Below are 13,157 nucleotides of genomic sequence, written 5' to 3'. Positions count from 1 at the left end.
GCTTTCGCGGCCTTTTCCATTTTTGTTTTTTGTCTTTTGAGTCAATCCGGCCTGCGTGAAATGCTGTGCCTGCTGTTAACCACAAGGAGAAACACAGCATGGCAAAATCCACTTTATATGCACTTTGTCTTTCACTGGCGCTTGGCGGCGCACTTTATCAAACCGCACTGCATGCCGAAGAAGCGTCAGCTGAAGCGCAGGCAGCGCAGATTTTCTTGCCACAACAGGATCAAATCAGCATCAATGAGGCTTCTGCTGAACAGCTGTCGAAGGTTATGAATGGTGTCGGTTTGAAAAAGCCCAATCAATTGTGAGTTACCGCGAGCAATATGGCGCCTTTACGGCGATTGAACAGTTAAAAGAGGTGCCGGGGATTGGTAATGCGTTAGTCGAAAGAAATGCCTCACGTTTGAAATTGTGAAGTGACACACATCTCTGACAGATAGCCTGCCGCAAAGGTTGGGTTTTGCTAAGTTTAACAGGTCCAACCAGTTATTCATTTGCGGCAGGAGTTTTTAAATGCGAACCACTATTAAAGTGCGTGGCTATCATCTGGATGTTTATCAACATGTTAATAATGCACGATATCTTGAATTTCTGGAGGAGGCGCGCTGGCAATGGCTAGAAGAAGCCGACGCTTTTAACTGGCTGGTAGAACAAAGGCTGGCTTTTGTGGTGGTCAATATCAACATCAACTATCGTCGCCCAGCGGTGCTGGGTGATGTACTCGAAATAGACAGTGAGATTACGCAATTAAACGGCAAAAGCGGCATTATTGCGCAGCGCGTGTTATTAGCGGGAGAAGAAACTGTAGTGGCAGACGCAGCGCTGACCTTTGTCTGTATCGATTTGCACAGCCAAAAAGCGGTGCCAATTGAAGGGAGTTGCGTCAACGCTTGCAAGGATTAATGATGTAATCGCAGGGCAGGGCGGCGAATGAAACATTCGCCGCCTGTGATCAGTTTAAACCCGTTTTATTTTTCATCGCTGCCATGATGCCAGAACGATCGTTGAGATAAAGCTGCAAGCCATTGGCGCGCAAATGACAGGCTGCACACTCTCCGCAGCCATCGCCTTTAATGCCGTTATAGCAAGTTAATGTCTGCTCACGCACTAACGTCAGGTGTTGCCAGTAATCTGCCAACGCCCAGGTTTCAGCTTTATTCAGCCACATTAAAGGCGTTTCAAAACGAATATTGCGTGCCATGCCCAGGCTCACGGCATGATTCAGCGCCTTAACAAATTCGTCACGGCAATCGGGATAACCAGAAAAATCGGTTTCGCATACACCGGTAATCACTGCTTCTGCCTCGACTTGATACGCATAAACGGATGCCAATGTCAGAAACAGAATATTGCGACCAGGAACAAACGTGCTGGGTAAGCCGCTGGCGTCAGGATCGTAGGCAGGCACGGGAATATTATCGCGTGTCAGACTGCTTACTGCGAGTTCGTTTAGCATCGTGACATCCAGCACTTTATGCGCACGCGCCCCTAGCTGGAGCGAAAGTTCACGTGCGACATCAATCTCTTCGCGATGACGCTGACCATAATCAAAGGTGACGCAATGCACTTCATCATACTGCTGGAGTGCCTGAATTAAGCAGGTGGTGGAATCTTGTCCACCACTGAAAACGACAACGGCGCGTTTCATGGTGTTTATCCTGATCAAAAATTAGTGTCTATGGTAATGCCTCAGTCTGTCGCTGAACAGCTGTGTGAGGTGCTAATCGGCGGCGGTATCCAGGCGCGATTAAAATCGAACCATCCTAAAGTGTTAAGCTGAAGCCCTTCCACCCCCGGCGGTGCGGAAATTTGGTAACGGTAGTTAAAGAGCGGAAGCAATACACCACCGATCATGAGCTGTTGATAGAGTTGATGCAAAGCCCTGGAGCGATCGTCTGGACTATCAATTTGCTGCAACTCACAAAGCTGCTGATACATTGCCGCGCCTTGCTCAGAATGCCACAGTGGCTGCCACAGCGGGTCTATCTGCAGCCAGGTCGCCAGGGTAAAAACCGGTGCATCACCAATCAAACGATCGCCCATGACTAAATCAGCATCGGCGAGCGAATGAATATCTCGCCAGCTTTTCACTTGGTGAAAAATGATTTCAAGCTTGCAGCCATTTGCTAACAGGAGCTGCTGTAATGCCCGCGCCATCTCATGCAGTTCTACCGGCAAGTGATAGTGCAGTGTCAGGTTAGCAGGTAACGGGTGTTGTTCCTCTTTGAGCTGAGGTACCGGCCAGCCGGGCAATAACTCTCTGCTTGGTGTGATGAGACCCTCATCCAAAGGTAACTGAGTAATGATGTCGCTCTGTTGCACCAGATTAAATAAGCGACGTGCCTGACCAGGTGTAAATCCACTGCGTGGGCGACAAACCAGATAACAAAAACCCAGGCTAATGCTCCGGCTGACGGGACGTAAGCTGTCCAATTCATCAGTATCACCAATAGCGATTTGCACCGGATGGCGGCAACTGGTGCCCAACGTACGATCAAATAGCTGTGGCGTAATCCAATACTCTATCGCTTGCAGGAGTGGAAGCTGTAAATGCCAGCGCGCGTGGCTTTCGATTCGTACCAGCTCAGGTGTGAAATGCTTTAGCTTCCAGGGACCGCTGCCAATGTGAGTATCAACAGGATGCGGCAGCAAACAGAGTTGGTGAGCCAATCTGTGCGGCAACCAGTAATCGCTTTGCTTTAGCTGAAAACGCAGCGCGAGTGGATGGGGCGCATCGATATGCACCACATCGGCAAGCAACTGACGTACGCGCGCGTTCTGTATGATCTTTTCAAATTGCGCCACGAGGTGACTGGCCTGAATCGGCTCGTCGCTATGCCAGAAAAGCTGCGGACGAAGCCAGAATAACCAAACTCGTCCCTGTTCCTGATGTTGCCAGTGGTGCGCAAGATCACCAATAGGATCATCATTCTGAAATCGCGTCAAACCGGAGAAAAGTTGATGTACCAAATGTTGTTCGGCCCGGCCACTGATCTGTAACGGCTGCACACTTTCTAATGGCCGATAATAAGGAATACGCAGTACCGGCGCATTGTTCTGCCACTGTGCGCCCATCAAAGGCTGTAGCAGGCTCATTAACTTCTCCGGTGCAACTTCCATAACCTGTAAGGCTTCTGTCGCATCGCCTGATGCTAAACGGCTATGCAACAATTGCTGGCGCAGCTGCTCTGGTGCAAGAATAAATTCCAAACGCCCCTGCTTACCACGACCCGGTTCGCCTTGCCAGCGTAGCCAACCTGCTTGCTGCCATTGCGACAGCAGCGTGCGCAGATGGCGCTCACTGCAAATGCAGTAGCGTGCCATTTCTGCCACGCACGTTTGTTGTGGAGCGCCCTGACTTTGCTGCCACAAGCGCTGAAACTGATTAAGACGATTAAGTTGGCGCATAGTAAACCCGGAACAATTTTCTAAAAGTATTCACTATTACTTCCGCAATTAACAGGCGATAGTAGCTCAACAGTTTTTCAGCGGGAGATAAGTGATGGCACGTTTAGCAGCATTTGATATGGATGGCACATTATTACTGCCGAACCATCAGTTGGGCGGCGAGACGTTAGCGAGTTTACAGGCATTACATCTTCGCGATGTGCAGCTTGCGTTTGCTACCGGTCGGCACCTGCTTGAAATGCAAATCCTGCAGCAGAAAATCACGCTTCCCGCCTGGCTGATCACAGGTAACGGAACGCGCGTGCACGACAGACAAGGCAATTTGCTGTTCGCAAGCGACTTACCGCCTTCCGTTGCGGAAGAGGTCATTCACACGCACTGGGATACAACGGCATCCATGCATGTGTTTAATGATCAAGGCTGGTTCACTGACAAAGCGGTTCCTGCGCTACTTGCGGCCCATCAGATGAGTGGTTTTCATTATCAATTGCGCGATCTGAAATCTATCCCTGCACACGATGTGACAAAGATCTGTTTTATTGATGAACATACGCGCTTGTGCAAACTTAAAACTCAGCTTGAAGCGGCATTAGGTGCGCAGACAAACATCTGTTTTTCGGCGTGGGATTGTTTGGAGGTCTTACCGCTTAACTGTAACAAAGGCAGCGCATTAACTCTGCTCTGTCAGCATCTTTCATTAACTTTGGCGGATTGCATGGCATTTGGCGATGCAATGAACGATCGAGAGATGTTGGCGCAAGTGGGCAAAGGTTTCGTGATGGGCAATGCCATGAGCCAGTTAAAAGCTGCGCTGCCGCATCTGCCCATTATTGGTCATTGCGAGACACAGGCGGTGTCTCACTATTTAAATCACTGGCTTTCCACACCTGACCTCGCGTATTCCCCGAATGCTGAGGATTGCAGTGAACCGGACAGGAAGTCCGGTTTTTTATTCCAGCTCGCGCAGCCAGGGTTGAATATCGCCGATATTTTTTGCTACCCATTCCGGCTGATAATAGCTGTCGAGGTAACGCTCGCCGCTATCACACAACAGAGTGACTAACGCGCCTTTTTCGTTGTTTTCACGCATCCGTTTTGCCACTTGAATCATGCCCCAAAAATTGGTGCCGGTAGATGCGCCAGGTTTGCGTCCCAGTAATTTTTCCAGCTTCAGCATCGCTGCAATGGTCGCGCCATCCGGTACTTTCATAATCTCGTCAATGACATCTGGCATAAAGAGGGCTCTACACGTGGCCGGCCAATGCCTTCAATCATGCTGCCACGTGTACTGTGCAAACGCGTATCGCGGCTGTGCCAGTAATCAAAAAATACAGAGTGTTGCGGATCGACCACTAATAAATGCGTATCGAAGCCTTGATAGCGAATGTAACGCCCTAGTGTGGCAGAAGTGCCGCCCGTTCCTGCGCTCATAATCAAGGTATGCGGGGTAGGATAAGGTTCAAGCGTCATCTGACGAAAAATGCTCTCGGCAATATTATTATTACCGCGCCAGTCAGTTGCACGCTCCGCATAGGTGAACTGATCCATAAAATGCCCGTTCATTTCACGCGCCAGCCGCTCCGACTCCGTATAAAGCTGGCAAGGATCCTCAACAAAATGGCATTGCCCGCCATAAAAAGTAATTTGCTCTATTTTACGTTTAGCGGTGCTGGCGGGCATCACGGCGATGAACGGCAAACCCAGCAGCCGCGCAAAATAGGCTTCAGATACTGCGGTACTGCCGGAAGAGGCTTCAATGATCGGGGTATTTTGCTTTATCCAGCCGTTGGCCAGGCCATATAAAAACAGCGAACGCGCCAGGCGATGTTTTAAGCTGCCGCTCGGATGGGTACTTTCATCTTTCAGGTAAAACCAGATGCCAGGGAAATCGGCCAGATCAAAGCGGATCAAATGGGTTTCTGCGGATCGTTGAAAATCTGCGTTGATTTCTTTAATGGCGTGGCGAGTCCAGCAAGTGTGCATGTTAAGCATCCGGCAGCGTGAATGGCGGCTATTTTAAGGCACTGACGGGAAAAAGAGATTGCTATATTGCCGCTAAAATCACGTTAATAGAGAAAATATTTCTACGGAAAAGCCAAATGCCAGATAAAACAGACTTAAAAATGCTGGCGCTGCTGCAGCAGGATTGTACGTTATCGCTGCAGGCGCTGGCGGATGCGGTTAATCTCACCACAACGCCATGCTGGAAACGCCTGAAAAAGCTGGAAGAAGATGGCATTATTCGCGCACGTGTTGCCTTGTTGGACGGTGAAAAACTCGGTTTATCGCTGACGGCGTTTATGTTTGTTAAGACGCAGCAACACAGCAGCGACTGGTATCAGGCGTTTGTGTCGGTGGTACGAAGTATGCCCGAGGTGATGGCCTTTTACCGTATGGCGGGCGAATATGATTACCTGCTGCGCGTGCAGGTTGCCGATATGAAGAGTTACGATGGCTTTTATAAGCGCTTAGTTAACGGCGTTCCGGGTTTGATTGATGTGACCTCCAGCTTCGCCATGGAAGAAATTAAATACACCACGGCTTTACCTGTCGCCCCTTGAGGGCAAAAGATTGAGAGCAGCGTTGTGCGATTATTCAGCCAGTTAAGTTGGTATTTTATACGTGAGTGGCGACGCTATGTAGGCGCCGTCATCTTATTGATCATTATTGCTATTCTGCAGTTGTTACCGCCGCATGTGGTGGGCGTTATTGTGGATGGCGTTACGCACCATAGTATGAGCACTGGCCAAATCATGATGTGGATTGGCATCATGCTAGCAACCGCGATAGTGGTTTACCTGTTGCGCTATGTCTGGCGCGTGCTGCTGTTTGGCGCCTCTTATCAACTCGCGGTAGAGCTTCGTGAAGATTTTTATCGTCAGCTAAGTCGCCAGCATCCCGCCTTTTATTTACGCCATCGTACTGGCGACTTAATTGCGCGCGCAACAAATGATGTGGATCGCGTGGTTTTCGCCGCCGGTGAAGGCGTGTTAACACTGGTCGATTCACTGGTGATGGGTTGCGTCGTGTTAGTGGTGATGAGCACACAAATCAGCTGGCAATTGACCTTGCTGTCACTGATACCCATGCCGATTATGGCGCTGGTGATCCATCGTTACGGCAACCAATTGCATCAACGCTTTAAACTGGCGCAGGCAGCTTTTTCCAGCCTCAACGATCAGACCCAAGAAAGCCTGACCAGCATCCGCATGATCAAATCTTTTGGTCTTGAGCAGCATCAGTCGCAGCAATTTTCTGACATTGCCCGCGACACAGGTGAAAAAATCTGCGCGTGGCCCGCGTTGATGCACGGTTTGATCCCACCATTTACATCGCGATTGGCTTTTCCAATCTACTGGCGATTGGCGGCGGCAGCTGGCTGGTGTGGCACGATCAAATGACGCTAGGTCAGCTCACCAGTTTTGTAATGTATCTCGGTCTGATGATTTGGCCCATGTTGGCGCTGGCGTGGATGTTTAATATTGTCGAGCGCGGTAGTGCAGCCTGGAGCCGAATTCGCGTCCTGTTGTCGGAAGCGCCGGCGGTAGAAGATGGTGAAAAAACACTGCCTGCAGAGCCAGGTCTTTTGCAGGCGGCGATCCGTGAGTTTCGCTATCCTGCCAGCTCCGGGCCGGTATTAAGTCATCTCCATTTCCAACTGAAACCCGGCGAAATGTTGGGCTTATGTGGTCCAACCGGCAGCGGTAAAAGTACGCTGCTTAGCTTGATTCAGCGCCACTTCGATATTCAACAAGGCGATATCCGCTATCACAATCTGCCGCTCCCGCAATTACGCATTGATAGCTGGCGTAGCCGCTTAGCCGTGGTGAGCCAAACGCCATTCCTGTTTTCAGATAGCGTGGCGAGTAACATTGCGCTGGGTAAACCCAATGCTTCGCAGGAAGAGATTGAGCAAGCAGCCAAAATGGCCTGCGTTCATGATGACATCTTACGTTTACCGCAAGGGTATGAAACAGAGGTGGGTGAGCGCGGCGTGATGTTATCGGGTGGGCAGAAACAGCGGCTTTCGATTGCTCGTGCATTATTGCTGAATGCAGAAATCCTGATCCTTGATGACGCCTTGTCAGCGGTGGACGGCCGTACAGAACATGAAATACTGCATAACCTGCGCATCTGGGGCAAGAATCGCACCTTGATCATCAGTGCACATCGTCTGTCAGCGTTAACTGAAGCCAGCGAGATTCTGGTGCTACAGCAAGGTACGGTCGCGCAACGTGGCAATCACGATACGCTGGTGGCAGAGCCAGGTTGGTATCGCGATATGTATCGTTATCAGCAATTGGAAGCCGCGCTAGACGACGACGAGAATGAAAAAGGAGTGCCGCATGGCTAAGTCACAACGCTTGTGGCCAACACTGAAACGCCTGCTGAGCTACGGTAAACCCTGGCGTAAGTCCTTGTCGATAGCCGTCGCAATGTTGTGGATTGCCGCTGCCGCTGAAGTCACCGGCCCGGTTCTGGTCAGCTACTTTATCGATAAATTAGTGGCGAAACACCATATGCCTTGGGCAGTGGTGGCTGGGCTGGTGGTGAGTTTCATTTTGCTGCAATTGTTGGCTGCTGCGCTGCATTACTGGCAGGCACTGCTGTTTAATCGCGCGGCGATAGGCGTGGTGCAGCGATTACGCAGCGATGTGATGAATGCGGCTCTGCGCCAGCCGCTGAGCGCGTTTGATACGCAGCCGGTTGGGCAAATCATCTCACGCGTTACTAACGATACCGAAGTGATCAAAGATCTCTACGTTACGGTGGTAGCAACAGTGTTGCGCAGCGCAGCGTTAGTCGGCGCGATGATGGTCGCGATGTTTAGCCTTGACTGGCGCATGGCGCTGGTGGCGATGTTGATTTTCCCGATGGTGCTGGTGGTGATGTTGATTTATCAGCGCTACAGCACGCCTATTGCACGCCGGGTGCGCAGTTATCTGGCTGAAATCAACAACGGTTTTAATGAAGTGATCAGCGGCATGAGCGTGATCCAGCAGTTTCGTCAGCAGGCGCGCTTTGGTGAGCGCATGGGCGAGGCCAGCCGTTCACACTATTTGGCGCGCATGGAAACGCTGCGGCTGGACGGATTCCTGCTGCGGCCTCTATTAAGCCTGTTCTCGGCCTTGGTGCTGTGTGGCTTGTTGATGCTATTTAGCTTTTCCATGCCGGGCGTATTTGAAGTGGGCGTACTTTACGCTTTTATTACCTATTTGGGACGCCTGAACGAACCCTTGATCGAACTAACCACCCAACAATCGATGTTGCAGCAGGCGGTAGTATCGGGTGAGCGCATTTTTGAGCTGATGGATGCCGCCCAACAGCAATATGGTAGTGATGATCGTCCCCTCGCTTCAGGTCGTATCACCTTTAACAACCTGAGCTTTGCCTATCGCGAAAATCGCGATGTGCTGAGTAATATCAATCTTGAGGTTCCTTCACGCGGGTTTGTTGCATTGGTGGGACATACCGGCAGTGGGAAAAGTACGCTGGCCAACTTATTAATGGGATATTACCCGGTGACGCGCGGCGAGATTCGCCTCGACGATCGCCCGATAAGTGAACTGACACATTCGGTGCTGCGACGTGGTATTGCGATGGTGCAGCAAGATCCGGTCGTGTTAGCGGACACCTTGTTGTCCAACGTACGCTTAGGCCGCGATATCAGTGAAGAGGCGGTCTGGCAGGTGCTTGAGCAAGTCCAACTGGCACCCTTAGCCCGCAGCATGCCCGAAGGCATTCACACCCGGCTGGGTGAGCAGGGCAATAATCTCTCTGTTGGGCAAAAACAGTTGTTGGCGCTGGCGCGGGTGCTGGTCGAATTACCGCAAATCCTGATTCTTGATGAGGCCACGGCCAATATCGACTCTGGCACTGAGCAGGCTATTCAGCAAACGCTGCGCACCTTAAGGCAGCACAGCACATTGGTGGTGATTGCTCACCGCCTTTCAACCATCACCGAAGCCGATACAATTTTAGTTCTGCATCATGGACAAGTTGTGGAGCGTGGCAATCATCAGCAACTGCTCGCGCAGCAAGGCCGCTATTGGCAAATGTATCAGTTACAGCAAGCAGGGGATGAACTTGCTTCGGGCATGCCCTTAACAACAGAAGGGTGATCTGCACCTTTTTTGCGCGCTTTTATCAGATTAATCTGTATAAATGCACTTCTTTGAGGCTGAAGGCACCAAAGAAGTGCAGTCGTTTCTCTTAACTCCCCCGCTTAAACTATTCTCTGTGTTATCCATCACAAAACAAAGCTAGCTCCAGCGCGCCTGACTCACTGATTAATCGCTTTCGATATTTGTGGCACACGCTTTGCTTATATCTCTGCGTGTCCATGAGACTCACCTATTTAATACCCGGAGGGGATCCTATGAAGCTGGTTACCGTAGTGATTAAACCATTCAAGCTGGAGGATGTGCGTGAAGCTTTATCCTCTATTGGCATTCAGGGGCTGACCGTCTCCGAAGTTAAAGGTTTTGGTCGTCAGAAAGGGCATGCCGAACTTTATCGTGGCGCTGAATACAGCGTTAACTTTCTGCCGAAAGTGAAAATTGATATCGCCATTGCTGACGATCAGCTTGACGAAGTTGTGGACGTTATCAGCAAGGCGGCTTACACCGGTAAAATTGGCGACGGTAAAATTTTCGTGGCTGAACTGCAGCGCGTAATCCGTATTCGTACCGGCGAGACCGACGAAGCAGCTCTGTAATTTAAGCTCAGTAATGTGATGGGATGGATAAAATGAATAAAGTTTTGACTAAGTTGGGCCTGACCAGCCTGGCACTGTTACCATCGCTCGCGATGGCTGCACCTGCCGTTGCGGACAAGGCTGATAACGCATTTATGATGATTTGCACCGCACTGGTGCTGTTTATGTCAATTCCAGGTATTGCCTTGTTTTACGGCGGATTAATCCGTGCAAAAAACGTGCTGTCGATGCTGACTCAGGTTGCCGTAACGTTCTCTCTGGTTTGCGTGTTGTGGATGGTTTATGGCTATTCGCTGGCCTTCAGCGAAGGCAATGCGTTCTTCGGTGGTTTCGAGTGGGCAATGCTGAAAAATATCCAGCTGACCGCCGTGATGGGCAGCTTCTACCAGTATATTCACGTTGCATTCCAGGCCTCTTTCGCCTGTATCACCGTCGGTCTCATTGTCGGTGCGATTGCTGAACGTATTCGCTTCTCTGCAGTTCTGATTTTTGTGCTGGTTTGGTTGACGCTGGCGTATCTGCCTATCGCTCACATGGTGTGGGGCGGCGGTTATCTGGCTCAGGACGGCGCGCTGGACTTTGCTGGCGGTACCGTGGTGCACATCAACGCCGCTGTTGCGGGTCTGGTGGGTGCTTACCTGGTCGGCAAACGTGCTGGTTTTGGCAAAGAAGCGTTTAAACCGCATAACCTGCCAATGGTCTTCATGGGTACCGCGATTCTCTATGTCGGCTGGTTTGGCTTTAACGCCGGTTCAGCTTCAGCAGCTAACGAAATCGCTGCGCTGGCCTTCCTGAACACTGTTATAGCAACGGCAGGCGCAGTCTTGTCCTGGACCTTCGGCGAGTGGGCAGTTAGGGGTAAACCTTCTCTGCTGGGTGCGTGTTCCGGCTTTATTGGTGGTCTGGTTGCGATTACCCCCGCGTGTGGCTATGTCGGTGTCGGTGGTGCGTTGATCATCGGTCTGGTGGGTGGATTGGCTGGCCTTTGGGGTGTCACAACCTTGAAGAAATGGCTGCGTGTTGATGACCCGTGTGATGTGTTTGGTGTGCACGGCGTGTGTGGCATCGTAGGGTGTATTCTGACTGGTGTTTTCGCTTCCTCTTCACTGGGTGGCGTGGGTTACGCAGAGGGCGTTACCATGGGCCATCAGGTTTGGGTACAGATCTTCAGCGTTGGCGTTACCATTGTTTGGTCGGGCGTGGCCGCATTCATCGGCTTCAAACTGGCTGACATGATTGTGGGTCTGCGTGTACCAGAAGAGCAGGAACGCGAAGGTCTGGACGTCAACAGTCACGGCGAAAACGCTTACAACCAGTAAGAAATCGCTTCAAAAAGAGCTGTGCGCTAAAATAAAAAATATCAGGGGCGATCAATCGCCCCTTTTTTATTCATTTCGCTGACGCATTACCCCTTCCTGCACTGTTGATGCCACCAGTACACCTTGCTGATTATAAAACTCACCCCGCACAAAACCACGTGCGCCAGACGCAGAGGTGCTTACCACGCTGTAAAGCAGCCACTCGCTGAAATCGAAGGGGCGATGAAACCACATAGAATGATCAATGGTAGCGACTTGCATATCGGCTTCAAGAAAGCCTTTACCGTGCGGCTGAAGCGCAACGGGCAAGAAATTTAAATCGGAAGCGTATCCCAAAACATATTGATGCAGGCGCAAATCATCGGGCAGAACGCCATTAGCGCGGATCCAGACCTGGCGAACGGGCTCATCGACATGGCCTTTGATCGGGTTATGAATCTGAACCGGGCGAATCTCCAATGGACGTTCAGCGATAAATTTTTCTCGGACTTTTTCCGGCAGCAAATGTGCCATCTTTTGCGCCATCATCTGCTCAGAGGGCAAATTATCTGGGCCGGGTACCGAAGGCATTTGATTCTGATGCTCGAAACCACTTTCTGGGGCCTGAAACGAGGCGGTCATATAGAAGATAGGATGACCATTTTGCACCGCACTGACGCGGCGAGCACTGAAGCTTTTGCCATCCCGTAAGGTTTCGACATCGTAAATAATGGCTTTTGCACTGTCGCCGGGACGTAAAAAATAGCTATGAAACGAATGAATGATGCGATCTTCAGGGACCGTTTGTTTGGCGGCATACAGCGCTTGCCCGACAACCTGACCACCAAAAACCTGGCGCAAACCGAGATCCTCGCTTTGACCACGGAATAAACCCTCTTCGAGTTTTTCCAAATTTAATAAATTCAGCAGATTTTGCAGTGCCTGGCTCATCGCGCTTTCCTCAGAAAAGTAACCTGCTCAGTTTGAAAGATCCGACCAGTTGTCGTCAATCAGACTTTCGCCTGAGTGCCAGCCAGGCAAATTTCCGAATTCTGTGCCAACATTAAGGACATACGGCGAGTGAAGCGCTGTACTGCAGATTCGCTGCTGATAATCATTTTGATCAAATGGAGACGACATCAATGAAATTCTGGCAAGTGTTCAGTGGATTAGCATTGGCGGTGGCTGTCGCAGGGTGTGCCGATAAAGGTAAGCCGGTTGCAACGCCGACTTTAGGTTCCGCAGTGGCAGGACAGCAAGCGGCAATTACCCAGCCAAACGTTAGCGGTTCGGTTTATATTCGTCAACGCATTGCGTTGCCACCGGATGCAGTATTAACCGTTACGCTTTCAGATGCTTCAATGGCAGATGCACCCTCTAAGGTGTTGTCACAGCGCGTAGTACGTACTGAAGGCAAACAGGCACCTTTCCAGTTTATCCTGCCTTTCAACCCAGCAGATATTCAGCCTAACGCGCGTATCTTGCTGAGTGCAGCAATTACTGTTGACGGCAAAATGGCCTTTATCACGGATGCGGTAAAACCGGTAATCAATCAGGGCGGTACCAAAGCGGAACTGTTGTTGGTTCCGGTTCCACAGATGGCAATGCCAACCCAACCGGGCGCAGCGACAACGGTGCCATCAACCTCCCCGACGCAGGTGACGCCATCCTCTTCTGTACCCGCACCAACCAGTCTGTAACGCTGTTTTGGGGCGACGCCGTTCGCC

The 13,157-nt window shown here is 50.9% G+C and carries 8 protein-coding genes and 5 pseudogenes; 9 read left to right on the top strand and 4 right to left on the bottom strand.

The annotated features are described in order from the left end of the window. Window positions 1-98 precede the first annotated feature (98 nt). Window positions 99-421, top strand: a pseudogene (locus KQP84_RS17150) (helix-hairpin-helix domain-containing protein). Window positions 422-519: 98 nt separating this feature from the next. Beyond that, window positions 520-917: pseudogene (locus tag KQP84_RS17145) on the top strand (YbgC/FadM family acyl-CoA thioesterase). A 41-nt stretch (window positions 918-958) separates the two neighbouring features. On the opposite strand, the gene queC reads toward KQP84_RS17145, so the two are convergent. Together queC and KQP84_RS17135 are read right to left on the bottom strand one after the other, a co-directional pair. Next, window positions 959-1,654 carry a 7-cyano-7-deazaguanine synthase QueC gene (queC, locus tag KQP84_RS17140; protein ID WP_215847434.1) on the bottom strand — a complete coding sequence of 232 codons (696 nt, stop codon included), beginning with the start codon at window positions 1,652-1,654 and terminating at the stop codon, window positions 959-961. Window positions 1,655-1,695: 41 nt separating this feature from the next. Beyond that, window positions 1,696-3,414 (bottom strand): SgrR family transcriptional regulator, encoded by a 1,719-nt coding sequence (locus tag KQP84_RS17135; RefSeq protein WP_215847433.1) that lies wholly within the window; start codon window positions 3,412-3,414, stop codon window positions 1,696-1,698. Window positions 3,415-3,508: 94 nt separating this feature from the next. On the opposite strand from KQP84_RS17135, the pseudogene cof reads away from it, so the two are divergent. Next, window positions 3,509-4,321 (top strand): annotated as a pseudogene (gene cof / locus KQP84_RS17130) (HMP-PP phosphatase); the annotation flags it as partial. 42 nt (window positions 4,322-4,363) lie between these two features. Here the strand turns inward: cof and KQP84_RS17125 are convergent. After that, a pseudogene (locus KQP84_RS17125) lies at window positions 4,364-5,397 on the bottom strand (PLP-dependent cysteine synthase family protein). A gap of 116 nt (window positions 5,398-5,513) precedes the next feature. Here KQP84_RS17125 and KQP84_RS17120 point away from each other — a divergent pair. The 5 genes and pseudogenes from KQP84_RS17120 to amtB all read left to right on the top strand — a co-directional run bounded on the left by KQP84_RS17120 (window position 5,514) and on the right by amtB (window position 11,451). Continuing rightward, the gene (locus KQP84_RS17120; protein ID WP_215847431.1) at window positions 5,514-5,975 is read left to right on the top strand and encodes an Lrp/AsnC family transcriptional regulator; all 462 of its coding nucleotides are present in this window, start codon (window positions 5,514-5,516) and stop codon (window positions 5,973-5,975) included. A gap of 24 nt (window positions 5,976-5,999) precedes the next feature. Next, a pseudogene (locus tag KQP84_RS17115) lies at window positions 6,000-7,768 on the top strand (SmdA family multidrug ABC transporter permease/ATP-binding protein). Then, on the top strand, window positions 7,761-9,536 hold the full coding sequence (locus KQP84_RS17110; RefSeq protein ID WP_215847430.1) for a SmdB family multidrug efflux ABC transporter permease/ATP-binding protein: 1,776 nt from the start codon (window positions 7,761-7,763) through the stop codon (window positions 9,534-9,536). Before KQP84_RS17115 ends, KQP84_RS17110 begins: the two are co-directional and overlap by 8 nt. 257 nt (window positions 9,537-9,793) lie before the next feature. Continuing rightward, entirely contained in the window at window positions 9,794-10,132 is a 339-nt protein-coding gene (glnK, locus tag KQP84_RS17105) for a P-II family nitrogen regulator (protein WP_003850469.1), read from the top strand. A 32-nt stretch (window positions 10,133-10,164) separates the two neighbouring features. Continuing rightward, window positions 10,165-11,451 carry an ammonium transporter AmtB gene (amtB, locus tag KQP84_RS17100; RefSeq protein ID WP_215847429.1) on the top strand — a complete coding sequence of 429 codons (1,287 nt, stop codon included), beginning with the start codon at window positions 10,165-10,167 and terminating at the stop codon, window positions 11,449-11,451. A gap of 66 nt (window positions 11,452-11,517) precedes the next feature. Here amtB and tesB read toward each other — a convergent pair whose 3' ends face one another. After that, window positions 11,518-12,381 (bottom strand): acyl-CoA thioesterase II, encoded by an 864-nt coding sequence (gene tesB, locus KQP84_RS17095; protein WP_215847428.1) that lies wholly within the window; start codon window positions 12,379-12,381, stop codon window positions 11,518-11,520. Window positions 12,382-12,572: 191 nt separating this feature from the next. On the opposite strand from tesB, the gene KQP84_RS17090 reads away from it, so the two are divergent. Continuing rightward, a complete protein-coding gene (locus KQP84_RS17090) occupies window positions 12,573-13,130 on the top strand; it encodes a YbaY family lipoprotein (protein ID WP_215847427.1) in 558 nt (185 codons plus the stop codon). The last annotated feature ends 27 nt before the right edge of the window (window positions 13,131-13,157 follow it).

It is taken from the genome of Candidatus Pantoea bituminis (assembly GCF_018842675.1).
GTDB lineage: Bacteria > Pseudomonadota > Gammaproteobacteria > Enterobacterales > Enterobacteriaceae > Pantoea > Pantoea phytostimulans.
This window is presented reverse-complemented; position numbering and strand designations above follow the sequence as displayed.